Source organism: Streptomyces sp. NPDC056222 (assembly GCF_042264065.1).
GTDB lineage: Bacteria > Actinomycetota > Actinomycetes > Streptomycetales > Streptomycetaceae > Streptomyces.
In genome coordinates, this window is record NZ_JBHJTL010000001.1 from 123,321 (window position 1) to 148,438 (window position 25,118).

Annotated in this window: 19 protein-coding genes and 1 pseudogene; 15 read left to right on the forward strand and 5 right to left on the reverse strand. The window is 69.6% G+C overall.

Annotated elements, in window-relative coordinates; all coding sequences use genetic code 11:
* Window positions 1-5: 5 nt before the first annotated feature.
* From ACFC0D_RS00625 to ACFC0D_RS00660, 8 genes and pseudogenes are all read left to right on the forward strand, one after another.
* Complete coding sequence (locus ACFC0D_RS00625) at window positions 6-1,073, forward strand: ABC transporter substrate-binding protein (protein ID WP_376430111.1); 1,068 nt, start codon at window positions 6-8, stop codon at window positions 1,071-1,073.
* A gap of 4 nt (window positions 1,074-1,077) precedes the next feature.
* Window positions 1,078-1,929: an ABC transporter ATP-binding protein gene (locus ACFC0D_RS00630; RefSeq protein WP_376430113.1), complete on the forward strand. Its 852-nt coding sequence runs from the start codon at window positions 1,078-1,080 to the stop codon at window positions 1,927-1,929.
* Window positions 1,926-2,876 (forward strand): ABC transporter permease, encoded by a 951-nt coding sequence (locus ACFC0D_RS00635; protein ID WP_376430115.1) that lies wholly within the window; start codon window positions 1,926-1,928, stop codon window positions 2,874-2,876. Before ACFC0D_RS00630 ends, ACFC0D_RS00635 begins: the two co-directional genes overlap by 4 nt.
* Before the next feature lie 105 nt (window positions 2,877-2,981).
* Entirely contained in the window at window positions 2,982-4,337 is a 1,356-nt protein-coding gene (locus tag ACFC0D_RS00640; RefSeq protein ID WP_376430118.1) for an LLM class flavin-dependent oxidoreductase, read from the forward strand.
* Window positions 4,334-5,944: an FAD-dependent oxidoreductase gene (locus tag ACFC0D_RS00645; protein ID WP_376430120.1), complete on the forward strand. Its 1,611-nt coding sequence runs from the start codon at window positions 4,334-4,336 to the stop codon at window positions 5,942-5,944. Before ACFC0D_RS00640 ends, ACFC0D_RS00645 begins: the two co-directional genes overlap by 4 nt.
* Window positions 5,941-6,312 (forward strand): 4Fe-4S dicluster domain-containing protein, encoded by a 372-nt coding sequence (locus ACFC0D_RS00650; RefSeq protein ID WP_376430122.1) that lies wholly within the window; start codon window positions 5,941-5,943, stop codon window positions 6,310-6,312. The genes ACFC0D_RS00645 and ACFC0D_RS00650 overlap by 4 nt, the downstream gene beginning before the upstream one ends.
* 24 nt (window positions 6,313-6,336) lie before the next feature.
* The gene (locus tag ACFC0D_RS00655; protein WP_376430124.1) at window positions 6,337-7,236 is read left to right on the forward strand and encodes a TauD/TfdA dioxygenase family protein; all 900 of its coding nucleotides are present in this window, start codon (window positions 6,337-6,339) and stop codon (window positions 7,234-7,236) included.
* Window positions 7,237-7,407: 171 nt separating this feature from the next.
* Window positions 7,408-7,545: pseudogene (locus tag ACFC0D_RS00660) on the forward strand (SMI1/KNR4 family protein); the annotation flags it as partial.
* 217 nt (window positions 7,546-7,762) lie between these two features.
* Here the strand turns inward: ACFC0D_RS00660 and ACFC0D_RS00665 are convergent.
* The gene (locus ACFC0D_RS00665; RefSeq protein WP_376430126.1) at window positions 7,763-8,446 is read right to left on the reverse strand and encodes a hypothetical protein; all 684 of its coding nucleotides are present in this window, start codon (window positions 8,444-8,446) and stop codon (window positions 7,763-7,765) included.
* A gap of 256 nt (window positions 8,447-8,702) precedes the next feature.
* On the opposite strand from ACFC0D_RS00665, the gene ACFC0D_RS00670 reads away from it, so the two are divergent.
* From ACFC0D_RS00670 to ACFC0D_RS00685, 4 genes are all read left to right on the forward strand, one after another.
* Window positions 8,703-8,993, forward strand: a complete 291-nt coding sequence (locus ACFC0D_RS00670; RefSeq protein WP_376430128.1) for a WhiB family transcriptional regulator — start codon at window positions 8,703-8,705, stop codon at window positions 8,991-8,993.
* A 240-nt stretch (window positions 8,994-9,233) separates the two neighbouring features.
* Window positions 9,234-9,614, forward strand: a complete 381-nt coding sequence (locus tag ACFC0D_RS00675; protein WP_376430130.1) for an FAD-dependent oxidoreductase — start codon at window positions 9,234-9,236, stop codon at window positions 9,612-9,614.
* Window positions 9,506-10,414 carry an FAD-dependent monooxygenase gene (locus ACFC0D_RS00680; RefSeq protein ID WP_376430132.1) on the forward strand — a complete coding sequence of 303 codons (909 nt, stop codon included), beginning with the start codon at window positions 9,506-9,508 and terminating at the stop codon, window positions 10,412-10,414. Before ACFC0D_RS00675 ends, ACFC0D_RS00680 begins: the two co-directional genes overlap by 109 nt.
* 176 nt (window positions 10,415-10,590) lie before the next feature.
* Window positions 10,591-10,959 (forward strand): low affinity iron permease family protein, encoded by a 369-nt coding sequence (locus ACFC0D_RS00685; protein WP_376430134.1) that lies wholly within the window; start codon window positions 10,591-10,593, stop codon window positions 10,957-10,959.
* Between the two features lie 82 nt (window positions 10,960-11,041).
* On the opposite strand, the gene ACFC0D_RS00690 is transcribed toward ACFC0D_RS00685, so the two are convergent.
* Complete coding sequence (locus ACFC0D_RS00690; RefSeq protein WP_376430136.1) at window positions 11,042-11,614, reverse strand: dihydrofolate reductase family protein; 573 nt, start codon at window positions 11,612-11,614, stop codon at window positions 11,042-11,044.
* 569 nt (window positions 11,615-12,183) lie between these two features.
* On the opposite strand from ACFC0D_RS00690, the gene ACFC0D_RS00695 reads away from it, so the two are divergent.
* The gene (locus tag ACFC0D_RS00695) at window positions 12,184-13,689 is read left to right on the forward strand and encodes a tetratricopeptide repeat protein (RefSeq protein WP_376430139.1); all 1,506 of its coding nucleotides are present in this window, start codon (window positions 12,184-12,186) and stop codon (window positions 13,687-13,689) included.
* Between the two features lie 82 nt (window positions 13,690-13,771).
* On the opposite strand, the gene ACFC0D_RS00700 is transcribed toward ACFC0D_RS00695, so the two are convergent.
* Entirely contained in the window at window positions 13,772-17,599 is a 3,828-nt protein-coding gene (locus ACFC0D_RS00700) for a S8 family serine peptidase (protein WP_376430141.1), read from the reverse strand.
* A gap of 504 nt (window positions 17,600-18,103) precedes the next feature.
* Between ACFC0D_RS00700 and ACFC0D_RS00705 the strand changes: the two genes are divergently transcribed.
* Window positions 18,104-20,320, forward strand: a complete 2,217-nt coding sequence (locus ACFC0D_RS00705) for an MMPL family transporter (protein WP_376430143.1) — start codon at window positions 18,104-18,106, stop codon at window positions 20,318-20,320.
* Between the two features lie 222 nt (window positions 20,321-20,542).
* Window positions 20,543-21,526, forward strand: coding sequence for a GlxA family transcriptional regulator (locus tag ACFC0D_RS00710; RefSeq protein ID WP_376430145.1), 984 nt, complete (start codon window positions 20,543-20,545; stop codon window positions 21,524-21,526).
* Window positions 21,527-21,616: 90 nt separating this feature from the next.
* Here the strand turns inward: ACFC0D_RS00710 and ACFC0D_RS00715 are convergent, their stop codons facing one another.
* A complete protein-coding gene (locus tag ACFC0D_RS00715) occupies window positions 21,617-24,199 on the reverse strand; it encodes an FtsX-like permease family protein (protein WP_376430147.1) in 2,583 nt (860 codons plus the stop codon).
* Window positions 24,199-24,981, reverse strand: a complete 783-nt coding sequence (locus ACFC0D_RS00720) for an ABC transporter ATP-binding protein (protein WP_376430149.1) — start codon at window positions 24,979-24,981, stop codon at window positions 24,199-24,201. The genes ACFC0D_RS00715 and ACFC0D_RS00720 overlap by 1 nt, the downstream gene beginning before the upstream one ends.
* Window positions 24,982-25,118: the final 137 nt, after the last annotated feature.

Consider the following 25,118-nt stretch of genomic DNA (forward strand, 5'->3'; position numbering starts at 1 on the left):
ATTCCATGACTACGACGGCGTCGACCCGACGACAGTTCCTCACTCTGCTCGGTCTCTCCGCGGTCGCGGTCGGCTGCGGTGCGACTGCAACCGGCGCCGCCGGCAAGGGCCAGACCCGGACACTGCGGTATCAGGGCTGGGCAGGACAGGTCACGTTGCCCGAGCTGGCCGAGAGTCTCGGCTACCTGGAGGACGTGAAGCTGGAGTGGGTCGGTAACACGATCAGCGGGCCGCAGGACATCCAGTCCGCGGCCACCGGGCAGACGGACTTCGGCGGTGCTTTCAACGGAGCCGTCGTCAAACTGGCCGCGAACAAGGCCCCCATCAAGGCTGTCATCAGCTATTACGGCTCCGACAAGCACGCCTACAACGGCTACTACGTCCTCGAGGACAGCCCCATCCGATCCGCCCGCGATCTGACCGGCAAGAAGGTCGGGATGAACACTCTCGGAGCCCACGCGGAAGCCATGCTCGACATCTATCTGCAGCGAGGCGGTCTTTCCCAGGCGGAGATCGACAAGGTCGAACCACTGGTGGTGCCTCCGGTGAACACCGAGCAGTCGCTGCGCCAGAAACAGATCGACGTGGCCGTGCTCGGCGGCATTCTGCGCGACAAGGCCCTCGAGACCGGTGGAATCCGACCGCTCTTCACGGACTTCGACCTGCTCGGCGCCTTCAGCGCCGGCACCTTCGTGATGACGGACCGCTTCCTGAAGCAGAATCCCGACACGGCCCGGATCTTCGTCACCGCCGTGGGACGGGCCATCGAGTGGTCGCGCAGCACTCCGCGCGCGGAGGTCATCGCCCGGATGACGGAGATCGTGAAGAAGCGCGGACGCAACGAGGACACCACACCCCTGAAGTACTGGCGGTCCTACGGCGTCGCCGAGACGGCAGGCCGGATCACCGGCAAGGAACTCCAGCTCTGGATCGACTGGTTGGCCGAGCGCGGTGACATCCGGAAGGGCCAGGTCACGTTGGGCGACCTCTACACCAATGAGTTCAACACCGCCGGTGGGGCCGGCACAGCGCCCGCCTCACCCTCCTCCTCCGCCTCGACGAGCGGGAGCTGATCCCATGCCGGCATCCACCACACCCAAGATCGTGTTCGAGGGCGTGCGCAAGGTCTTCAAGGTCAAGGACACGAAAGCGAAGAGAGGCTCGAGGACACGAAAGCCCAGGGAGTTCACCGCCGTCGACGGCATCGACCTGGAGATATCGGCGGGCGAATTCGTCGTGCTGGTCGGCCCCAGCGGCTGCGGCAAGTCGACACTGCTGGATCTCCTCGGCGGACTTGCCCGGCCCACCGGCGGACAGATCCTGCTGGACGGCGAACCCGTCACCGGTCCCGGCCTGAACCGCGGCATCGTCTTCCAGCAGTACGCCCTGCTGCCCTGGCGCACAGCGCAGGGCAATGTCGAGTTCGGTCTGGAGGCCACCGGCGTTCCACGTCGCGAACGGGCCGCACGGGCCCGGGAGTTCCTGGACCTGGTCGGCCTGACCGGGTTCGAGAGCCGGCATCCGCACGAGCTGTCGGGTGGCATGAGGCAGCGGGTGGCGATCGCTCGCAGCCTCGCCTACGACCCGGACGTGCTGCTCATGGACGAGCCGTTCGCCGCGCTGGACGCCCAGACCCGTGAGTCGTTGCAGGACGAACTGCTCCGCATCTGGCAGCGCACCGGAAAGACCGTCGTCTTCATCACGCACAGCATCGACGAAGCCGTCTACCTGGGACAGCGCGTCGCCGTCATGACGTCAAGGCCCGGCCGCATCAAGGAGATCGTGCCGGTCGCCCTCGACTCCCGTACCAGCACGGACGACATCCGTTCCAGCCCCGAGTTCGCACACCACCGGCACGAGATCTGGGCGCTGCTCCACGACGAAGTGGCCAGAGCTCAGCAGTTGGAGAAGGAGGAGGCTTCCGTATGAGCCTCACGACCGGCACGTCCACCGAAGAGACGCACCCCCGGCTGGCGGCGGGACCGGCGAGCCTCGCCGAAGGCATCCACCCACCTTCCCTCTCCTCGGAGGTGCCACCTTCGGCACCCTCGCCGCAGCCGCGCCGAGCCCGCGATCAGAACGTTCGTGTCCACGGGGCGGCCCACCGACTGCTGTCCCTCCTGGTGGCCGGGGCCACCAAGTCCGCGGCGATCGTGGCTCTGCTGTTGCTGTGGGAGACCGCGCCACGGCTCGGACTGGTCGACCGGACCTTCCTGCCGCCGTTCAGTGAGGTCGCCACCGCCTGGTGGGCGCTGGCGGCCGACGGTCAGCTCGCCGACAACACCTACGCGAGCCTGGTGCGTTCGTTCAGCGGATTCGGTCTGGCCCTGGCCGTCGCCGTACCTCTCGGTCTGCTGATCGGCTGGTATCGGCCTGTCGCCGCTCTGCTCGGGCCGCTGCTGGAGGTGTTCCGCAACACCGCGGCGCTGGCCCTGCTCCCGGTCTTCGTCCTGCTGCTGGGCATCGGGGAGACGTCGAAGATCTCCATCGTGGTGTACGCGTGCACCTGGCCGATCCTGCTCAACACGATCAGCGCGGTACGCCATGTCGACCCCACGCTGCTGAAGTTGGCGAAGTCGATGGACCTGTCCACGCCCCGTCTGTTCCAGAAGGTGATCCTGCCGTCCGCCGTGCCGGTGATGTTCACCGGCATCCGGCTGGCCGGGGCGGTGTCGATCCTGGTGCTGGTCGCCGCCGAGATGATCGGCGCGAAGGCGGGGCTCGGCTATCTGATCAACGCCTCGCAGTTCAACTTCGCGATCCCGCAGATGTACGCGGGCATCATCACGATCTCCGCCATCGGCGTGACCTTCAACCAGCTCCTGGTGGCCGTGGAGCGTCGGCTCAGCTCCTGGCGCGTATCCGCCGACGACTGATCCCGCCCCCTCCGGCCGCGCCGCGCTCATGCCGCGCCGCCGCCCGCGATCGCCTTGCCGCCCCCGATCGTCGCGCCCCGCCCCGCCCCGCATCCGAGGAAGCCCATGACCGCGACCAGCCCACGCCGACTGCATCTCAACGCCTTCCTGATGAACGCCGGCCATCATGACGCCGCCTGGCGCCACCCCCGTACCCAGCCCGAGCGGGTCACCGATCTGCGCTATTTCCAGCAGCTCGCCCAGACCGCCGAGCGCGGTCTGCTCGACTCGGTCTTCCTCGCCGACGGTCTCGCCCTGTGGGGGAACGCCCGGTACAACGCGGTCGGCGGCTTCGAACCGCTCACCCTGCTGTCCGCGCTTGCGGCGGTCACCGAGCACGTCGGACTGATCGCCACCGTCTCCACCACCTTCAACGAGCCCTTCCACACCGCCCGCAAGTTCGCCTCTCTCGACCACATCAGCGGCGGCCGGGCCGGCTGGAACATCGTCACCTCCGGCACCGTGAACGAGGCACGCAACTTCGGCCAGGACGAGCACCTGGAGCACCGGCTGCGCTACGAGCGGGCTCGGGAGTTCGTCGAAGTCGCCACCAAACTGTGGGACAGCTGGGAGGACGACGCGATCCTGCTCGACCGCGAGCGCGGTGTCTACGCCGACACCGACCGGGTGCGGGCGATCGATCACCGCGGCGAGCACTTCGGGGTGCAGGGTCCGCTGAACGTTCCGCGCAGTCCGCAGGGCCACCCGCTGCTGGTCCAGGCCGGTTCGTCGGAGGACGGCAAGGAATTCGCCGCCCAGTACGCCGAGGCCGTGTTCACCGCCCAGCAGACCCTGGCCGACGGCCAGGCCTTCTACAAGGACCTCAAATCGCGGCTCGCGCGCCACGGTCGGACCGAGGACCAGCTGCTCGTACTTCCCGGTATCGCCCCCGTCATAGGCTCGACCGAGGCCGAGGCACGCGAGCTGGAGCGGGAACTCACGGAGCTGCAGATCCCCGAGTACGGGCTCGCCCAGTTGTCCGGGATGCTCGGCACCGACCTGACGGGGCTGCCGCTTGACGGGCCACTGCCCGAGCTGCCCGAGGAGCGGGACATCAACGGCAACAAGAGCCGCTTCACGCTTGTCGCCGAGCTGGGCCGCCGCGACGGCCTCACCCTGCGCGAGCTCATCGCCCGCCTCGGTGCCGGCCGCGGGCACCGGGTGTTCGCCGGCACGCCCGAGCAGATAGCCGACCAGATCCAGGAGTGGTTCACCCACGGCGCCGCCGACGGCTTCAACATCATGCCGCCCCATCTGCCGGGCGGCCTGGAGGACTTCGTCGACCACGTCGTGCCGATCCTGCAGCGCCGCGGCCTGTTCCGCACCGAGTACACCGGCCGCACCTTGCGCGAACACTACGGTCTGCCGCGCCCCGCCAACCGACTGGCCGAGGCGGCCGCGGCAGAGGGACGGCCCGCATGACCGGGCTCGAACTCGCCACGGACGTCCTGGTGGTCGGCGGCGGGCCCGCGGCGACGTGGGCAGCGCTCAAGGCGGCGCAGGCCGGGGCGGACGTGGTCCTCGCCGACAAGGGCTACTGCGGCACGAGCGGTGCCACCGCCTCGAGTGGTACCGGAGTCTGGTACGTGCCGCCGGAGCCCGCCGCGCGCGAGGCGGCCATGGCGAGCAGGGAGGCACTGGGCGGGTTCCTCGCCGACCGGCGCTGGATGGCGCGGGTGCTGGACCAGACGTACGCGGGCATGAACGAGCTGGCGGCGGCAGGGCGCTATCCCTTCCCGGCAGGTCCGGACGGCAAGCAGCTCAGGAACGGTTTGCAGGGGCCGGAGTACATGCGCAGGATGCGGATCCGCGTCCAGCGGGCCGGGGCACGCATCCTCGACCACAGCCCGGTCACCGAGCTGCTCACCGATGCCTCCGGGGCCGTCGCCGGAGCCAGGGGGCACCAGCGCCAGGCCGGGCAGCCGTACCGGGTGCGCGCCGGAGCGGTCGTACTGGCCACCGGCGGTTGCGCGTTCCTCAGCGGCGCGTTGGGCTGCAACGTCAACACCGGCGACGGTGCGCTGTTCGCCGCCGAAGCGGGCGCAGAACTGTCGGGCATGGAGTTCTCCAACGCCTATGGCATCGCGCCCGAGGGCACCTCCGTCACCAAGACCGCGTTCTACTCCTTCGCGACCTTCTACCGCGAGGACGACACGGTCCTGGAAGGCGCGGCCAGCCAGGGCGGCCGGTCCGTGATCGCGAGAACGCTGCTCAGCGAGAAGGTGTACTGCCGCCTGGACCGGGCGGACTCGGCCGCCCGGCAGGCGATGCGGCTGGCACAGCCGAACTTCTTCCTCACCTTCGACCGGCTCGGCATCGACCCCTTCACACAGCGCTTCGCCGTCACACTGCTCGCCGAGGGCACCGTGCGCGGCACCGGCGGCATCCGCATCGCCGGCGACGACTGCTCCACCACCGTGCCGGGGCTGTACGCGGCCGGGGACGCCGCCACCCGTGAGCTGATCTGTGGTGGCTTCACCGGTGGTGGCAGCCACAACGCCGCGTGGGCCATCTCCTCCGGCACGTGGGCAGGTCAAGGCGCGGCCCGCCACGCCCTCTCGCTCGGCGTCCGTGCCGGTACGAGGCGCCTCGCGGCCGCGGCTGCGGGCGGAGCCGGGCTCCGGCCGACCGGCACCCCCGCCCCCGGCGACGGATTCCGGGACGTCATCACCGCGGTCCAGGCCGAAGTTCTGCCGTACGAGAAGAACTATCTGCGCCACGGCGAGCAGCTCACCGCTTCACTGCGGGTGCTCGACAGCGTCTGGCAGGAGCTGCGCGCCACTCTGCACGCCGAGGGCGGGGATGTGGTGCGGGCCCGGCAGGCGTCGGCGATGGCGGCACACGCCCGCTGGATGTACGCCGCGGCGCTCGCCCGCAACGAGACCCGCGGCATGGCCAAACGGCTCGACTTCCCGGCGCAGGACCCCCGGCAGCACCACCGCATCGTCACAGGCGGCCTCGACAGGGTGTGGACCCGGCCCGAGCCCCTGACAACCACACCGGACGTACCACTGGAGGTGGCTTCGTGATCGAACTGGTCTCGGCGGAACGCTGCATCACCTGCGACAAGTGCATCAAGGTCTGCCCCACCGACGTCTTCGACAGGGGTGCGGACGGCATTCCGGTGCTCGCCCGCCGCGACGACTGCCAGACCTGCTTCCAGTGCGAGGCGAACTGCCCGGCCGACGCGCTGTACGTCGCGCCCCAGACCCGCCCGCTGCCCGACGACCACCCCACCGTCCGCGACGAGGAGCACCTGGCCCGCACCGGCCTGCTCGGCAGCTATCGCCGGCACATCGGCTGGGGACACGGCCGCACACCCGGCGCGCTGCGAGCCGTCGGCCCCTCCCTCAGCCCACCAGGGACCAAGGGCGCCTCACTGCCCATCACCTCCTGATCATCTCCCGAAGGGACCCCGCACATGACCACCAGCACCGGCTTCGACATCCGCAGGATCGGCGGCCGAATCGGCGCCGAGATCCTCGGCGTGGACCTCGGCGGCGAACTCGACCCCGCAGTCGTCACCGAGATCAACTCCGCGCTCCTGGCACACAAGGCGCTCGTCTTCCGGGACCAGCAGCTCGACGACGAGGGCCAGCTCCGCTTCGCCTCCCTGTTCGGCGAGCTCACCACGGCGCACCCCACCGTGCCGTCCGTCGACGGCCGGCCCCAGATCCTGCCCGTCGACGGCGACGAGGGCATCCGCGCCAACCACTGGCACACGGACGTCACCTTCGTCCGTACGCCGCCGAAGGCGTCCACGCTGCGCAGCATCGTGGTCCCGCCCTACGGCGGCAACACCCTCATCGCCGACACGGGTGCCGCCTACCGGGATCTTCCGGAACCGCTGCGCGAGCTGGCCGACAAGCTGTGGGCGGTGCACACCAACGCGTACGACTACGCCGCCCCGAAGAGCGAGAAGGCGGCCGAACACCGTAGGCGGTTCGTCTCCCGGAAGTACCGCACCGCCCACCCGGTCGTGCGGGTCCACCCCGAGTCCGGGGAACGCGGGTTGTTCATCGGAGCCTTCGCCCAGAGCATCATCGGCCTCGGCCCCTCCGACTCCCGCGACCTGCTGCGCATCTTCCAGTCGTACGTCACCCGTCCCGAGAACATCGTGCGCGTGGCGTGGCAGCCGGGCGACCTCGTCCTGTTCGACAACCGCATCACCCAGCACTACGCCCCCGACGACTACGGCGACCTGCCCCGACTGCTGCACCGGGTGACCGTCGCGGGGGATGTCCCGGCCGGTGTCGACGGCATCCTCAGCTACGTCATCGAGGGCGACGACGCCACCCACTACACACCGGCGGCGGGCTGAACTCCCCTTCGGCCGCCGGGCAAGGGCCCCTGCCCGGCGGCCGAAGGGCCCACTCGTGAGGGAACACCCGCCGACGCGGGACGAGGACGGCGGTGATGAAGTCGGCGAGGACACCGTCGTACGTGTGACATCGCGGTCCGCGACGGTCCTGGGCTGCTGCGCCCCGGTGGCGAGCACGGCATCGTGCTGCCGGAGCCGTACCGCACGTGCGTGGCGGAGATGTCCGACGGTTGCGAGCAGGGTCCGCCGGACTACGGACTCCTGCCGCTGGCCGAACTGCCCCAAGACCGGGGCGACGCCCGCGATGAGTGGATCAGTGGCGAGGGGGCCTACCCCCTTCTCCGTGAACGGATCCGGCTTCGGTGCCTGGGTGAGGCATTGGACCAGCGGCGATCCCTGGTACCCGCAGGACTGACCGTCGTAAGTGCGGTGTCCTGGGCCCTTTGCCCATTCCGCCGCGGGAACGGCCGAGGGCTTCGCCTGCCGCACCGACTCCTCAACGCGTCGCTGATCGAAGAGACGCCCTCTAGGCCTCTGCCGGAGCCTTCGTGTTCTCCTCGTCCGGGATTCCGGCGGGTGCGGGCTTGGAGTACATCACGGCGCCCTGCTGGGTTCCCTTCTCGACGATGCCCTTCCTGGTCAGGCTCTCCAGGTTGTTGCGGACGACCTGGATGGACGTCGTGCGCTCGGGGTGCATCTCCACGAGTTCGGTGCGGATCTCGTTCACCAGGCGGGGCTCACCGGCGTGCTTGGACAGGATGGTTTCGATGAGTTCGCGCAGGGGAGGCCCGGCGGTCTTCTTCGCGGCGGATGCCTGGGTGGTCGCTGCGGCCTGCTTCAGTGTGGCCTTCTTCGTGACGGCCTTCTTGGCGGCGGGCTTCTTCGGCGCGGTCTTCCGGGCGGGCTTGCTGGTGGTCTTCGCCTGCCTGGGCTGCGGAACGGCGACGTCCGGCTCAGCCGGCGACGGGTTGGTGAGGTGCGGCTCCATCGGTGCGGGTTCCGGTGTCGCCTCGGTTGCCGCGGGCTGCGCAACCATGGTCGGCGGCACCGTTCCCAGCATTTCGGTCAGCCACTTCTCGTCCGTCTTGAGCCCGTCCAACCGCGCCTGGAGCTCCGTGAGTTGCCGCGCGATGTCTTCCTGCTCGGAACGGTTCTTCTCGAGGTCCCTGGCGAACCGCTCCGCGTACGCGATCTGAATGTTCTCGGCCATGGCAGCTGATTTCTCCTTCGCATGGTGTGTTGCTGCCGGATGCTACTCACTGCGGGCGTCATATGGGTGGGTTCTGTCCAGGGCCACACTTTCGAGACATGCTCACGGACGCCATCCCCGGCACCCGAAGAGGGTGTGGCGTCGAGCCTGCACAGTCTGGATCAGGCCATGTCCTGCGTCACGAGCGCCTCCACAGGCCGTCCGTGCAGATCGACGGCATAGGCTCGTTGTTGATGTCGATGGGGGAGGGGACGACATGACCGTCGTGGAGGTCCACTGGCGCGAGGACGCCGCATGCAGGACCGCCGATTCGGAGGAGCTGTTCGCCAAGGCCGCCCAGCAGAAACGCGCCAAGGCGGTATGCGGGGGCTGCCCGGTACGTACGGAGTGCCTGGCCGAAGCCCTCGACAACCGGATCGAGTTCGGAGTGTGGGGCGGCATGACCGAGCGCGAGCGTCGCGCCCTGCTGCGCCGCAGACCGGATGTCGTCTCCTGGCGCAGCGTGCTGGAATCCGCCCGTGACAGCGCGATGCCCAAGGCGAGCTGAACGGCGCCGGGATGTCGGCCAGGGGTTCCACGTGCCGGATCGCCTGCATTTCCTGCATGGTTTATGGCATGGCTCTCAGCGTTGTCGGGCCCGTCGCACATGGTGCGGCGGGCCCGACCGCGTACGGGAGGCCGTACGAAGCCGCCGTCGGCGGCGGGTTGTCTTTGCTCCTTGGCCCAGTTGCGTAGGGAAGTCTCGGCAACTGAACATGATGCCTTCAACCCGACGGAGAGGTGCTCCATGCCGAGACGACACGCGGTGGTGGTCGGGGCCGGAATAGGCGGCCTCACGGCCGCCATCGCACTGCACCGCCGCGGCTGGCACATCACCGTCTGCGAACGCGCCCCCGAACCCCCCACCACCGGCGCCGGCATCGGCCTCGCCCCAACGCCCTGCGCGCGCTCGCCTTCATCGAGGTCGACATCGCCCACGTCACCGGCAGCGCCGTGCCCACAACCATGGGCCTCCGCCGCTCCGACGGCCAGTGGCTCATCCGTACCGACACCGCCGACATGGCAGCGCGCTACGGCCTGCCCCCGATCGCCGTCCCGCGCCCGGCTCTTGCCGCGGCCCTGGCTGCCTCCCTGCCTCCCGAGGCCCTCCGCCACGGCACCGCCGTGACCGCCGTCGACAACGCCGCGGGCCGCCCGATCGTCCGTACGGAAGCCGGCCCGGACCTTCCCGCCGATCTCGTCGTTGCCGCCGACGGCATCCACAGTCCGCTGCGCCGTACGTACTTCCCTTCCCACCCCGGCCTGCACTACCTCGGCGAGACCGCTTGGCGGACCCTCGTGGACGCCCCGGACCTGCGGATTCCGGCCATGAGCGAGACCTGGGGACGGGGCGAGCGGTTCGGCGTGACCCCACTCTCCGACGGCCGGTTCTACCTCTACGCCACCGCGGTCGTCCCTGCCGGCACCCGGTCAGCCGCCCCACGAGCCGAACTCCTCCGTCGCTTCGGTTCGTGGCACGACCCGATCCCGGCCCTGCTGGAGCGCGTCGGCCGCCTCGACTCAGCTGACGTCCTCCAGAACGACCTCTACGACCTGGCCGCCCCGCTCCCCAGCCTGCACCACGGCCGGATCGCCTGGGTCGGCGACGCCGCCCACGCGATGGCCCCCAATCTCGGCCAGGGCGGCTGCCAGGCCATCGAGGACGCGGTGGTCCTCGCCCATCTGCTGCCGGCCGGAGACGGCGGTGACAGCTCGGACACCATCCCGGGCGCCCTCGCCGCGTACACCGCCGCCCGTCGCGACCGCACCCACGCCGTGCGCGTACGTGCCCGCCGGGTCGGCCGCCTGGGCGCCATCCGTAACCCGCTTGCGGCGGCGGCCCGCGACTTCGCGGTCCGTGCTACCCCAGGGAACCTGGCCCTGCGCGGCATGGACGACCTGTTCAACGGCTTCCGCCTCCCCGGGTAGCGGGGACCCGACCCTCGACAACGCCCACGGCAACGGGCGGGGGGATGTTCTCGGTGGGAGGCGATGTTCGCGCACTCCAGGGACTCGGTGTGCCGAGGTCGACGGTGGGGTGATCAGGCGCGTCCCTCGGCCCGGCGTCCCCTACCGGCGAGTCCCGGGCGGGGAGCATGACAGGCATGACCACTCAGCACCCCGCAGAGCGGGGCGGCGCCGGGCGCGACTGGTTCGCCGCCTTCTCCGAGCGGGCGTCGAACGTCACCAGCTCGCCGGCGTTCTACGTCCTGTGCGTGTTCCTGGTCCTCGGCATGGTCGCCGTACATCTGGTGCACCTGTCCGTGCCCTGGCTGATCTTCGCGGGGGATGTCATGACGGCCGTCAACCTGCTCCTGCTCACTCTGCTGAAGAACACCGAACGGCGTGACATACACGCCGTTCAGCGCAAGCTCGACGCCATCGCGGCGGCCTTGTTGGAGCAGCGCGAGGGCACGAGCCACACAGCGGCCGACGAGCTACGGCGTGCCATCCGTATGGAAGAGGAACAGTGACGGGGCAGCGACCCTGGTGGCGGGCACGCCGCCGGTCCGCCACCTGCCGGACGGATCGTCGGGCAAGTGGCGGGCGGCTCCCTCAGCGGACGACGTCGAAGACCTGCTTCTGGAGGCCGTTGGCGTACGCCTCCTGCTCGACCAGCTTCAGCATCTGGGTGTCCTTGTCCGAGCCGCTGAACAGTCGCTTGCCCGCGCCGAGCAGGAGCGGGAAGACGAGCAGGTGGTAGCGGTCGATGAGGCCGGCGTCCGAGAGGTTCCGGTTGAGGGTGGCGCTGCCGTGCACGATGATCGGGCCGCCTTCGGTCTCCTTCAGCGCGGCCACCTCGTCGAGCGAACGGAGGATCGTGGTCGCGCCCCAGTTCGTGACGAGGTCGCCCTCGGCGAGAGTGGTGGAGACGACGTACTTCGGCATGAGTTTGTAGTCGGCGAAGTCCTCCATGTCCGGCCACACCGGGCTGAACGCCTCGTAGCTGGTCCGGCCCAGCAGGATCGCGGACGATTCCTTCTGCTCCCGGCTCTTGATCTCGAACGCCTCGGGAAGGAACTCCACGTCCTTGAAGGTCCATCCGGAGTTCCGGTAGCCGGGCTCGCCCCCCGGAGCCTCCACGACGCCGTCCAGGGAGACGAAGGCAGAGCTGATCAGAGTACGCATGTGATTCCTCAGTGACTCGTACGGGCTTCTCATCGTTCGGCCGCCGTGTGCTCGGTCGAACACCATGTCAGACGGAAGATCGCGCAGAAACTCATCGGCCTCCGGCGAAAACGTTCTCGACCCCGCGAGGTCGGCGGAGACGGAACAAGGTGTCGAACTCTGCATCCTGCTCTCCTCCATCTCCCGAGGGCACTCCTTGCGTCGCCATTTCTGACGAAGGAAAGCTACGTTGCATTCGAACTTCTGGCTACATATGCGTCGCGCGCAGCTGGCATTCATGCAGGTGAAGGGTTGAAGATTGTTGCGATGGCGTGAAGCCTAACGCAATGATCCATTCCGATTCGTTGCAATGGCGTGCTGGTGAATGCATCGTACCCATGTCTCTCGGTGGGCTCATGCCGGCGCAGGGCAGATCCAGTGGTGGAACGGCAGGGCGGATCATGGCACTTCGACAGATGGCGCATGTCGGGGTGGCGCCGGACGCGCCGCCGGTGGCTACATGGTGGTCGCGGGTGCCTTCACCCGCCGCGGTTCTCCACCACCCCGTAGGCGCGTCGAGGTGATTTCTGATGGTGACAGACCGGTACGGCAACCCACTGCACGAGTGCACACAGGAGACAGCCGCGCACCTGGACCGCGCCGTCGAGGCGCTGCTCCACTTCAGCCCCGAGGTGGAGCAGGCTGTCGACGACGCTCTCGGCAGTGGGCCGGCCTCACCCGTCGCGCAGTCGTTCGCCGCGTATCTGGGGATGCTGGGGACCGAGCCGGGCGAGGCCGTCGTGGCACGGCAGCGGTTCGACCGGTACACGGCCGGCGTGGACATCCCGTCCCTGCCCGTACGGGAGCGCATGCATCTTGCCGCGGCCGAGGCATGGCTGGCCGGAGACCTGCACCGCGCCGGCGGGCTGCTGGAGGAGCTGTCCCTGGCGTACCCCACGGACGCGCTCGCCCTGGCTGTCGGGCACCAGTTGGACTTCTTCACCGGTGACGCCGTGCGCCTGCGTGACCGCATCGGTGGAGCCCTCGGTGCCTGGGACGCCGACGAACCCCACCGGGGCCTGATGCTGGGCATGTACGCGTTCGGGTTGGAAGAGTCGGGTCACTATCGCCTGGCCGAGGAAGCGGGTCTCGCCGCGGTCGAGCAGAACCCCCGTGATGTCTGGGCGATCCACGCCGTCGTCCATACGTACGAGATGCAAGGGCGCGTGTCCGACGGGATCCGCTACCTCGACGCCCGTCGTGACAACTGGGCGCGAGGCAACTACCTCAACGTCCACAACTGGTGGCACTACGCCCTCTACGCCCTGGAGGCCGGAGACACCGACAGCGCCTTGAGTATCTACGACTCCGCCCTGCACAACGACGATTCTGCCGGGACGGCCATGGAACTGCTGGACGCCGCAGCGCTGTTGTGGCGGATCCGGCTCGCGGGAGCGGAGCCGACGGCCCGCTGGGAGGCACTGGCCGACGCGTGGGCTGCGCGAGCCGATCCACCCTTCTACGCGTTCAACGACGTGCACGCCGTCATGTCCTACGCCGGCGCCGGGAGGTTCGTGGAGGCGACGCGGCTCATCGCCGACCGGCGGCGGTGGCTGGCCCAGGAGGTTGCCGACACCGTCACCAACCGCCGGATGACCGTGGAGATCGGCCTGCCCGCGTGTGAGGCGCTTCTCGCCCACGCCCAAGGCAAGCACACCACCGTCGTCGACCTGTTGTGGCCGCTGCGTCGCCGGCTGCACGAGTTCGGAGGCAGTCACGCACAGCGTGACGCCCTCCAGAAGACCCTTCTCGACTCCGCGCTCAGCTCCGGCCGACACGACCTGGCCCGTGCGCTCATCAGCGAACGAATCGGGATCCGGCCCGACAGCTCCTACAACTGGTCGGCTCGAGCCAGCCTGGCTGATGGCCTGGGCGACGCAGCCCTGGCCGCCGTCGCCCGCAACCATGCGCGCGACGCGGCGGCAGCAGTGGCCGAGACCCTCCGCTCCCCGGCCTCTCCTTCCCGCTCCGGCTCCGGCGTCGGAGCACCATCCGGCGGAAGCGATGCGCCTGGAGCCAGTCCCGTACCTCGGTGAATCTCGGGGGCGAGGGTCTCCGTCCTCCGGCAACGGCCGGAAGACGGAGACCCCCTGTGGAGGCGTCGGCTCGGATGCGGCGCTAACTCACCCGGTATGCACGGATGATCGTCTGATCGACAGAGTTGCCTGCGGCGTCCGCCGCCTGGACTCGCAGGGACACGAACCCGGTGCGGGGGTTCTTCGTCTGAGCGGTCCAGCGCCCGTCAGCGGACTTGCGCAGGTGGAGCGACGTCCAGGTCTTCCCGTCGTCGATCGAGCCCCATGCCTTCAGCGAGGTCACCTTCGGCAGGGAGGAGTCGATCTGGTAGGCCGACAGGTCGAACGAGAAGCGACTGCCGGCCGGCGCCCGGTTCTGCCGGTCGACGGGGATGTCGTAGCCGACCTGTACGAGGGCAAGCGGCCGGGTTTCCTCCTGCCGGCCCGAGACGAAGGACCACTCGGTGCGGGTTTGCGTCGACAGGCCGCTGAACTGCCCACCCCGCTCGGTCTCGTAGACGTAGCGATAGCGCGCGCTCTCCGGCGTCGTCGTGTAGGACGAGGTGAAGGAGGACTCCCCGGTGGCGGCCACCTCCTTGTCACCCCGGTAGAGCGTCCTGCGCAGCGTCTCCGGATAGCCGAAGTTCTCCGACCCCGGACCTGCCCCGTCATCGGCGGACGAGACATTGAGTTCGAGGCTGTTCCCGGAACGCTGGGCGCCGAAGTCCGCGGTGCCCGGCGGCGGGGGAGCGTACTGCCTCCAGAAGCTGAACGGCGTGGTCCGCAGAGGTACGGAGGGCTTGACGACGGCCTTCCCGAACGATTCGCGCAGACGCTCGCCGGCTCGCAGCGTGCGGTACTGCGTCTCGGTCATCACCTTGCCGGGACCGGGTGCCACCAACCACCCGTAGCGGTCCTTGCCGGCCAGGTACCACTCCTCGATCCGCTTGTTCGTGGGAACCGGGTACGAAGCGAGGACCGACATGCCGAGGCCGATGCCCTCAAGGTGCGGCAGCACGATCGGCGTGGTCCAGACGTGGCTCGACTCGCCGTGGTAGACACGGTCGATCACCGTGCTGTTGCGCGCGTCCATGACCTGCGTGAGCGGGGCGTCGGGGATGCGCGCCGCCTCGACCGAACCGACGTAGGAGTACGTCTCCTCGGCGAGGCCACGGAAGGCCAGAATCGGGGAGTCGCCGCCTGCCTTCAGCGCGCGGAGCAGCGCGTGTCCCTCGTGGAGGGCCACGCCCAGCACCGGCAGCGGGAGGTCGGTCACCTGGCCGACGACACGCCCCCCGTCATGGATCAGGATGACCGCCAGCGCACCGCGGCCGCGGGCCGCTTCGGCGACGGACCGGGCGTCCGTGCTGTCGACCACGACGATCGCTCCGCGCACGTCGTGCTTGCGCAGGTCCGCGTCGGAGCCCGTTCCGCCGTGCACCAGGCGCGCACTCTTGCGGCCGTCGAGGTGCGGGGACCCCACCACGTACATCGGAGTCATCCTCGTCCGGGATCCCGGGGTTTTGAGATGCACGTCCCGCAGCCACGGCTCATGGCCGAACCAGGTCTCGTTGAAGGCGTATGCGCCGGTCTCCACCGCCTGTGTGGGCAGGGCAGACACCCGTGCTTCCCAGTACTGGACCTCCGTCTGCTGCAGGACGCGGGCTCCTCGGCCGGTCAACCGGTCGCTGTTCAGCACCACGTGGTGTGCGTCGGTGGGCCGGGGGGTCTTCAGCGTCACGGGCTGAGCCTTGCGGGCGTCCATGACGATGCTGGTGTCCGAGGTGAGTGACAGCTCCGGGATGTCGGCCTGTGTGACCTCGACCCTGTCGTCCGAAGTCCCCGGCGTACAGGTGCGGATCACGGACATGACGCCATAGTCGTCCTGCGGCAGCGTCATCGAGGACGTTCCGTCCGGCGCGACGTTCAGAGGTGCGAAGTTGCCGTCCTGATCGAAGACGAACGCCGAGACCTGGCAGGGAACGTTCCCGAGCCGGTCCTTGAAGCCGACGCTCAGGTCGTGATCGGGAGCGCCGATCCTCAGCGCCACGGATGTACGGACGACTTCGTCGCCACCTCGCTCGGCGGCGACCAGGTGCGTGCCGTAGAGTCCGGCGGCACGGTCTCCCGGTGCCGCGGTGACGGTCACGGTCGCAGTGCCGCCGGCGGGCACCGTCACCGACGCCGCACCCGCGGAGAACATGCCGGCGGGTGCGCTCGGCGCCTCTTCCAGGGCGAGGTCGAGAATGATGGCGGTGTCGCCGCTGTTCCGGTAGGTGACCGTGCGCTCCGTCGTCCGGGACGACGGAGCATCGGAGGCAGGCGGCACCGAGCCGAAGCTCACGGCGCCGTCGGCGACCACGCGCTGCTTGACCGCGCGGGCCACGTCGACCCGGCCGCTGCCACCGTCGAACGGATGCTGACCGACCGCCTTCGCGCTGCCGACGAGGGCGCTCTTCAGCTGGTGCGCCGACCAGTCGGGATGACGCTGCTTCAGGATCGCCGCGGCACCGGCGACATGGGGAGCCGCCATCGATGTGCCGTTGGCGCTGAGGTAGTGGTCGTCCACGACCGGCCCGCCGGTCATGTTGGTGCCCTGCGCCAGGGCGGCGACGATGCCGGCACCGGGAGCGGTCAGGTCGGGCTTGACGCCGAAGTCACCTATCCGTGGGCCGCGGCTGGAGAAGCGGGTGAGGTCGTCCTGCTTGTCGACCGCTCCGACCGTCAGCGCCGCGTCCGCGACGCCCGGGGCGACGACCGATTCGGCGCCTCTCGCGCCAGCGTTGCCCGCGGCGACCACGAAGAGCGTCCCGTGCGACTCGGTGAGGGAGTTCACGGCACTCGACAGCGGGTCGGTGCCGTCGGTCGGCACGCTGCCCAGGCTCATGTTGACGACCGAGGCACCGCTCCCGGCCGCCCATTCCATGCCGGCGATGATGTCGGACGTGAGACCGGACCCGCCGTCGTCGAGGACCTTGCCGACGTACAGTCGTGCGCCGGGGGCCACACCCTTGCGGCGGCCGACCGAGGCCGCCCCGCTGCCCGCGACGGTGCCGGCGACGTGCGTCCCGTGTCCGTGGCCGTCATCGGCGTCGGCGACCCCGGAGACGAAGGACCTCGCTTCCGTGATCCTTCCCGCCAGGTCCGGGTGAGCGGCGTCCACGCCGGTGTCGAGAACAGCGACCTTCGTCCCCGTACCGTCCAGGCCCGCGGCCCAGGCCTGGGGCGCACCGATCTGGGGCACGCTCTGTTCGAGGCCGGCCCGCACCTTCTCGTCGAGCCAGACCTTCGCCACGCCGCCTCGGAGGGAGTCCGGTGCGGAGGCACCCGATGCTTCGAGGCCTGGGGAACCCTTCACGGGGGCGCCGGTGAGACCCGACCAGAACAGGGCGGCCTGCTTCTTTTCCTCGTGCAGCGCCACGCCGTCGATGCCCTTGAAGACGTGCTTGCGGCGACTGCCCGCGAGGTCGGCCGCCTTCGTGGCCTGCGCTCCGGCACCCTTGGCACGGACACCCGAAGGGCTGCCGTACGTGACGATCAGAGGCAGCGACGTGGTGTGCGCGTCGTCGTACTCGTACCGCGCGAGCTTCGTGACGTTGAAGAGCTCCTTGTCGAGCTTCCCCGCCGTCACGAGCGGCAGCGCGGCGTGGGGGTAGACGTAGACCTCCCCCTTGGCGGTGGTGACCGCCACGTGTCCGGCGCTGCCGCCGAGAGGTGTCGCCCCTCTCATGCGGGCGGACTGTCTGCCGTCCGGACCGGTGTACAGCTCGACCACGTCCCCTGTGATGAGGGTGATCGTCTTGGTCTGGGCCGAGGCGGACCGGAACGTCGACTCCGTGGAATCCGGGAACTGTCCGGCTGCGGGAGTGACACCGGCGGCGAGTAGCGCCGCGGTGCACCCCAGGACTGCCAGACGGCGTATCCAGGTCATGGACAACCCTTCTGGGTCGCGTAGGTGAGCGGGTCAACTTCCTTTTGGCGGGGCTTATTTGAAAGACCGAAAGGCCCCGTGTCGACCCGCGGGAAGCCTATTGGCCGACGACGATCACGCGATATCCCGGGACGGCCCCATTCCGGGACATGAAATCCATGCATCCGGACATTCGGCGGGCTCGTTCGAGGGCCTGAATCGTGGGCGGTGTGTCCCGTGGAGCGGTTTCCTCGGATTCCCGGGTGCGGGAAGGTCTCCTCGTGGTGGTGGAGTCGCCAGAGGGATCTAGCGATGTCGGCGTCCGTCGACACGGCGACTCCACCACTGCACCTCATGTCGGCGCGGAGGATGACGACGAGAAGGGCTCATCCCCACGGGTGACCCGCAACGTCGTCAGGAGTGCTGACGGATTCACGCCGAACGCCTCGGAAGCTTTTCAGTAGTCCGATTTCCGGGACTTTTTCCGACGGTCGAATCCGACATGAACGAGTGGAGCACTCCCACGTGGCGACTTTTCTTTACAGGCTGGGCCGGTTCAGCTTCCAACACCGGTTCTTCATCACTCTGTCGTGGGTGGCGCTGCTGGTCATGGCCGGAGTCGCTGCTGCCGCCGCGATCACACCGGCTCCGAGCTCCTTCTCGATGCCCGGAACCGAGGCTCAGCAGGCTTTCGACCTACTGAGCGAACGCTTCCCCGACGCTCACCACGACGCTGCGACGGCGCGCATGGTGTTCCAGGCGCCGGACGGAGAGAAGCTGACCGACCCGGCGTACCGCGAGGCGATCGCGAACGCCGTCGCCGGCGTGCAGAAGAGCTCGACGCAGGTCGCCTCCGTCGTCGACCCCTTCACCGCGCACACGGTCGGAAAGGACGGCTCGACGGCGTACGCGAACATCTCCTACGAGGTGGGCTCGGCGTCCCTCACCGAGGAGACGAAGCAGGCCCTGGTCGACACCGCCGCGTCCGCACGGGACAGCGGACTCGTCGTCGAGGTCGGCGGGAGTGCCGTTCCGTCGGAGCCCGAAGGCGGGACGGAGATCCTCGGCATCGCCGTGGCCGCGCTCGTCCTCCTCATCACGTTCGGATCCCTGGTCGCCGCAGGGCTGCCCCTCGTCACCGCCCTCCTCGGCGTCGGCGTCGGAGTCTCCATCATCGGAGCACTCGCCCACACCCTGGACCTCGGCGACACGACGTCCACGCTCGCGATGATGCTGGGCCTCGCGGTCGGCATCGACTACGCGCTGTTCGTCGTCACCCGCTACCGCGCCGAACTCGCCGAGGGCCATCCGCGTGAGGAGGCCGCCGGCCGAGCGCTCGGTACGGCCGGCTCCGCGGTCGTCTTCGCCGGGCTGACCGTGGTGATCGCCCTGGCCGGGCTTTCGGTGGTCGGCATTCCGGTCCTGACCAAGATGGGTCTCGCCGCGGCCGGCACGGTCGCCTTGGCCGTCCTTGTCGCGCTCACGCTGCTGCCGGCTCTGCTCGGCATCGCCGGGAAGCGGATCATCGGTCGCAAGGCCCGCAAGAGGGGCCCGAAGCCGCGTCGCGCCAGGGTCACGGCGGGGGAGCGCTGGGCCGGCTTCGTGCTGCGCCGCCCCCTGCCGGTGCTCGTGGCGGGCGTCCTGGGCCTCGGGGCCCTCGCCGTGCCCGCGGCGTCGCTGGAGCTCGGGCTGCCCGACGAGGGATCGCTCTCGGCCGAGACCACTCAGCGGAAGGCGTACGACATCCTGTCGGACGGCTTCGGGCCGGGGTTCAACGGCCCGCTCGCGATGGTGGTCGACGCCAAGGACAGCGGTGACGTCAGGACCGCGGCCGCGAAGACGATCACCACCGTGAAGCGGATCGAAGGCGTGGTCGCGGTGAGCCCCGCTGCCTTCAACAAGGCGGGTGACACCGCGACGATCACCGTCGTGCCCTCCTCGGGGCCCGGCAGCAAGCAGACGGAGAAGCTGATCGGCGAGATCCGCGCGGCCGGCCCCGAGATCGAGGCGGAGACGGGGGCCCGAGCCCTGGTGACCGGCCAGACGGGCATGCAGGTGGACTTCTCGCAGAAGATGAGCGACGCGCTGCTGCCTTATCTGTCCCTCGTGGTGGGTCTGGCGTTCCTGCTCCTCATGCTGGTCTTCCGCTCGGTACTGGTCCCGCTCAAGGCGGCTCTGGGCTTCCTGCTCTCGGTGAGCGCCGCACTCGGCGCAGTCGTGGCCGTGTTCCAGTGGGGCTGGCTGGCCGACGTGATCGGGATCGACACGACCGGTCCCATCATGAGCACGATGCCGATCTTCATGGTGGGCATCGTCTTCGGCCTCGCGATGGACTACGAGGTCTTCCTCGTCACCCGGATCCGGGAGGCGTACGTGCGCGGCGAATCCCCGCGCCAGGCGGTCGTCTCAGGATTCCGGCACGGAGCCCGCGTGGTCACGGCTGCCGCGGTGATCATGATCGCGGTTTTCGGTGGCTTCCTCGGAGCGACCGAGCAGACGGTCAAGATGATCGGATTCGGTCTGGCCGTGGCCGTGTTCCTCGACGCCTTCGTCGTCCGCATGGCCATCGTTCCCGCCGTCCACGCGCTGCTCGGGCGGACCGCGTGGTGGCTGCCGAAGTGGCTGGGCAGGGTCCTGCCCGACGTGGACGTCGAGGGAGAGAAGCTGCGGGCGGTGCTCGAGGACCGCGGTCGGCCCGCCCCCTCACCCGTGGAGGCCGATCTGGTCGCACACCGTCAGTAACGCTGTTGTCCAGGCCCGCCCTGCCCGAGTCGAGGGCGAGGCGGGTCCTGGCAGTCCTCTGGACCGGTTGTCACCGTCCGTGACACTTCGGATCCGAGGGGTGCGCGTTCGCCGCCGGGGGTCATGAGCCCCCGGCGACGCGTCACCCTCGGTCCGGCGCACGGGCCGCGGCCGCCGGTCCATCCGCTTGCCACGCCCACCCCGAAGGACGAGGATTTTTCTATGAACCGGTCGGCCGCGTCGCCGCACCACCTCCTCATGGTGATGTTCGACGAGGTGCAACTCCTCGACGTCACCGGACCGTTGGATGTCTATGCCGCCGCCAACGAGTACGGCGGCAACTACCGTCTGTCGACCGCCTCGTTGGACGGAAAGCCGGTCACGACGACCGGCGGAGTGCAACTGGTCCCCGATCTCGCACTCGAGGACGTCGACTCCCGTATCGACACCTTGCTCATCCCGGGCCGGCCGGACTGGTGGGCGGCGGTCTCCGACCGCCCTCTGATCGAGCACATCTCCCGGATCGCGACCGACCCGAAGACCCGTACGGTGGCCGCGATCTGTGCCGGCGCCTTCCCACTGGCCGCGACCGGGCTGCTCGACGGCAGGCGTGCCGCGACCCACTGGCGCCTCGCCGCGGACCTGGCAGCGCGCTACCCGGCGATCGACGTCGACAAGGACTCCATCTTCGTGCGCGACGGCCGCATGATCACGTCCGCCGGGATCACCGCGGGCATCGACCTCACTCTGGCGCTCGTCGAGACCGACCTGGGCGCGGAGGTCGCACGCGCCGCGGCGAAGCACCTGGTCGTGTTCATGGCGCGGCCGGGCGGGCAGTCCCAGTTCTCGGTCCGGCAGACCGCCAAGTACGGCACGGACTCGGTACTCCGCCAGGTTCTGGACGACATCACCGCGGACCCGCGCGACGACCACAGCCTGACCACCATGGCGGCGCGGGCAGGCGTCAGCGAACGCCATCTGACCCGTCTGTTCCGGGCCGAGACGGGCATGAGCGCGGCCCAGTTCGTCGAACAGATCCGCCTGGAGGCAGCCCAAGCCCTGCTGGAGAGCGGCAGCGATCCTCTCGACTCCGTCGCCCGCGCGAGCGGGTTCGGCTCGGTCGAGACGCTGCGCCGTGTGTTCCACCGCCTCCTCGGCGTCACCCCAGGTGCCTACCGCGACCGTTTCCGTACCACCGGCCGCTGACGACTCGGTCCTCGTCGCGCCGGACACCACCGACGGCCGGCGGCGCCATCAGACGCTGCCGGCCGTACTGTTCTGCCGGGTGGGCTTCGGCTACTCCCTGGAGCCGATCGTGTGGATCGGCCGCCTGAGCAGCAGCAGTCGGGCGGGGACGTAGGCTCCCAGGGCTGCGAGCCCCGCTGTTCCCCCCACGATGGACAGGTACGTGAGCGGCGACACGGTGGGCCATACGGACCCGGTGAGGGCGAGTGCGATGAGGCCGAGTGCCGGGAACGCCGCCAGGGTGCCCAGGCCGACACCGATCACGGCCACGGCGGCGCTCTCCCAGGAGACCATGCGCATGACCTGGCGGGAGGTGATCCCGGTGAGTCGGAGAAGGGCGAACTCCCTTCGTCGCACCATGGTGTTCATCACCTGTGCGTTGACGACCGTGACCCCGGCGTACGCGATGATCAGGCCGGCTATCAGGTAGTTGACCCAGGCGTACGCCTGCTGCTCCTGCATCTGCCGGTTGAAGGAGATGCGGTCCGCGACCTGAAGGGACGGGTACTCCTCCGCCACCTCGGCCAGCGCCTTCGTCACGTCGGCTCGCGCTTCCGTGGCCGCCCGCACCAGCACGGAATCGTTCATCCCGGTCGTGGTGTGCGCGGCGAGCACAGCGTGGTCGAAGGTGAGGTCCGCGAAGCCGAGCCCCCGGTCGTACACCGCCACCACTCGGGGCGTGACGAGCGTGCCGTCGCCCAGGCGCAGCTGCGCCGCGTCCCCGACGTCCAGCCCCAGCCGGGACGACGCCGTGGTGCTGAGGGCGACCGTGGCGGGGCCCAGACGGTCGAAGTCGCCCCGCCGGAGGTCCAGGTCGACGGTTTCCGGCAGGGCCTTCGGGTCGAGCCCCTGGGCGCTCAGCGACACCGGCTGCCGGGAGTCGGAGCCGACAGCGACCTCGACCCCGACCACCGAGGACGTCACGAGACCGGTCACCGCCCGTATCCCCTCCCTGCCGCGAAGGTCTTCGACGACCTCCGGTGCCACCTTCGCAGGTGAGGTGAGTACGTGGTCCGCGACGAGGCCGGCCTCCCGCTGTTCCCGTGCGGTGTGCTGGGACGTGCTCGCGGCGAAGATCACGGTCGCCGCGAAGGAGACCGCGAGGATGAGCGGGGTGACCGCTCCCGCGAGCCGTCGCACCTGGGTGCTGTTGTTCGCCGCTGCCAGATGTCCCGTGACCCGGGACGTCCTGAGCGCCGGGCCGACGACCCGCATGGAGGCACGGGACACCAGGGGGCCCAGTACCGCGGCTGCGATGACCACGGTCAGCACCAGCGAGTTCGCGAGACCCACGAGCGCGGCGAAGTCACCGGACAGGTTCAGACCCATGACGAAGAGCGCTGCCGAGCCGAGGACCAGGACAGCGCCCGTCACCGCCCGCCCTCGTCCCAGCCCGGCCGGTTCCAAGGCCGCCTCGCCCAGAGCCTCGGTCGGTCGGATACGGGTGGCACGACGAGCTGCTGTCAGGGCGGCCAGATACGCCGTGAGGACCGTGACGAGGACCGCTCCCACCGCCGGCAGCGGCCCGTACACCGGCGCGAAGTCGAAGGGAACGAAACCGTGCTCGGCGAGTCGGCCGCCGATCCAGCGCATCACCAGGACACCGACCGGCCAGCCCAGCACTCCACCCGCCAGCGCCACCGCGAGAGCCTCCGCCGTCACCATCCGTCGGACCTGGCGGGGCGCCGCTCCGACCGCGCGGAGGAGCGCCATCTCGCGTCGCCGATGCCCGACGGCCAGGGCGAGCGTGCTGGACACCACGAAGATCGTGACCAGGAAGATGTTGCCGGCGACCGAGACGGCCAGCAGGACCAGCTTGGGCCCCGTCGTCGCCACGTCGAGGAACTCCGCCTCGGCACGGTCACCGTCCGTCCGCACGGAGACATCGTGTCCGTCGAGCACGGTGGACACGGCGTCCGCGAGCTCGTCGGATGTGGTCCCCGGAGCGGCCAGCACGCCGAGGGAATCCACGAGACCGGGGCGGACGGACCGACTCGCGGCGAAGGCGTCGGAGAAGAACACCGCGGGCTGACGCAGAGGCCCTTCACGGCCCTGAAATGCGACGATGCCCGAGACCCGGAAGTGTCCGGTGCCCGCGCCCGTCGTCACGGACAGCCGGTCACCGGGTACGGCATCCGCCCTCGCTGCCAGATCGGCGTCGAGGACGACCTCCGCCATGCCGGCCGGGGCGCGCCCCGATGTCAGCCGAAACGGTCCCAGCTCCGTACTGGACCAGTTGTGGCCCAGGGGCTGCGTTCCGCCGGCCAGGGGTGCGCCGTCCGGTTCGACGATGTGCGCGGGGACACCGATGTCCGCCACGACGGCCCGGACCCCCCTCAACGCCCTGAGTTTCGGTGCGAGCTCCGCCCGCACCGGAACCCGCTCCACCAGCGTCGGCTTCATGGGCGCCGGCGCAGGAGCCGCCTCGCCGTCGACGGGCATGTCCGCCTGCTGCCGCCCCGACACGATCACGTCGGCCGCTGCGTACCTCTGCGGCGGAACGTCGGAGCGAAGCCCCGACTCCAGGAGGATCCCGCACACGCTGAGCACCGCGGAGCCGATGAGGAGGGCGATGAACGTTCCGAAGAACCCTCCCTTGCGGGCCCGTAGTGTCGCCAGGGTCAGCCACAGCATCAGGCGCCCCTTCGCAGGCCGGTCATCAGCGAGCTGACGCGGTCGGCGGTCGGCGAGGCAAGGCTGGACACCATCCGTCCCTGGGCCAGGAACAGCGCGCTGTCGGTGTACGCGGCCGCGTGGGGATCGTGCGTCACCATCACCACGGTCTGATGCAGGTCGGTGGCGGCGTGCCGCAGCAGGGCGAGGATGCCGCGGGCCGTCTCGGGGTCCAGGGCGCCGGTGGGCTCGTCGGCGAAGATCACCTCGGGGCGCATGATCAGCGCCCTGGCGATCGCCACGCGCTGCTGCTGACCGCCCGAGAGCTCCGACGGCATGTGCTTCAGCCGATCACCCAGGCCGACCTGATCCACCACGTACGGCAACCAGTCCCGAGGCGGCCTTCGTTTCGCGAGGCGCATGGGCAGCATGATGTTCTGCTCGACATTGAGCGACGGCACGAGGTTGAAGGCCTGGAAGACGAAGCCGACGCGCTGACGGCGCAGCCTGGTCAGCGACGCCTCCCCGAGCCGGGACAGGTATGTACTGCCGAGCCGCACCTCGCCGGAGCTCACACGGTCCAGACCGGCCGCGCAGTGCAGGAACGTGCTCTTGCCGGATCCGGAAGGACCCATGACGGCCGTGAAGCTTCCGACGGGGATGTCCGCCGACACCTGGTCCAGTGCCAGAACCGTCCGGGGCCCCTTTCCGTAGCGCTTGGTCACGTCACGGAGCTGGATCGCGTGCTCCACACCGGGCGCCGCGCTGTGCGGCTGTTGGGTCCATGGGGTCGGGTGCGTCACCTGAGTCGTCTCCTGTCTGGGCCGGCACCGACCACGGACGGGTGGCCGGGCCGGTCGTTCCATTGCATGCCGCACACCGCACCGTCGCCTCGGCCGTGGTGGTGAAGGGCCGGTTCCGCTGCGGGAATGAGAAGCCG

Coding starts and splice junctions, on each gene's coding strand:
- ACFC0D_RS00625 (WP_376430111.1), top strand. CDS start 6: ATGACTACGACGGCGTCGACCCGACGACAGTTCCTCACTCTGCTCGGT.
- ACFC0D_RS00630 (WP_376430113.1), top strand. CDS start 1,078: ATGCCGGCATCCACCACACCCAAGATCGTGTTCGAGGGCGTGCGCAAG.
- ACFC0D_RS00635 (WP_376430115.1), top strand. CDS start 1,926: ATGAGCCTCACGACCGGCACGTCCACCGAAGAGACGCACCCCCGGCTG.
- ACFC0D_RS00640 (WP_376430118.1), top strand. CDS start 2,982: ATGACCGCGACCAGCCCACGCCGACTGCATCTCAACGCCTTCCTGATG.
- ACFC0D_RS00645 (WP_376430120.1), top strand. CDS start 4,334: ATGACCGGGCTCGAACTCGCCACGGACGTCCTGGTGGTCGGCGGCGGG.
- ACFC0D_RS00655 (WP_376430124.1), top strand. CDS start 6,337: ATGACCACCAGCACCGGCTTCGACATCCGCAGGATCGGCGGCCGAATC.
- ACFC0D_RS00665 (WP_376430126.1), bottom strand. CDS start 8,446: ATGGCCGAGAACATTCAGATCGCGTACGCGGAGCGGTTCGCCAGGGAC.
- ACFC0D_RS00670 (WP_376430128.1), top strand. CDS start 8,703: ATGACCGTCGTGGAGGTCCACTGGCGCGAGGACGCCGCATGCAGGACC.
- ACFC0D_RS00675 (WP_376430130.1), top strand. CDS start 9,234: ATGCCGAGACGACACGCGGTGGTGGTCGGGGCCGGAATAGGCGGCCTC.
- ACFC0D_RS00680 (WP_376430132.1), top strand. CDS start 9,506: ATGGCAGCGCGCTACGGCCTGCCCCCGATCGCCGTCCCGCGCCCGGCT.
- ACFC0D_RS00685 (WP_376430134.1), top strand. CDS start 10,591: ATGACCACTCAGCACCCCGCAGAGCGGGGCGGCGCCGGGCGCGACTGG.
- ACFC0D_RS00690 (WP_376430136.1), bottom strand. CDS start 11,614: ATGCGTACTCTGATCAGCTCTGCCTTCGTCTCCCTGGACGGCGTCGTG.
- ACFC0D_RS00695 (WP_376430139.1), top strand. CDS start 12,184: ATGGTGACAGACCGGTACGGCAACCCACTGCACGAGTGCACACAGGAG.
- ACFC0D_RS00700 (WP_376430141.1), bottom strand. CDS start 17,599: ATGACCTGGATACGCCGTCTGGCAGTCCTGGGGTGCACCGCGGCGCTA.
- ACFC0D_RS00710 (WP_376430145.1), top strand. CDS start 20,543: ATGAACCGGTCGGCCGCGTCGCCGCACCACCTCCTCATGGTGATGTTC.
- ACFC0D_RS00715 (WP_376430147.1), bottom strand. CDS start 24,199: ATGCTGTGGCTGACCCTGGCGACACTACGGGCCCGCAAGGGAGGGTTC.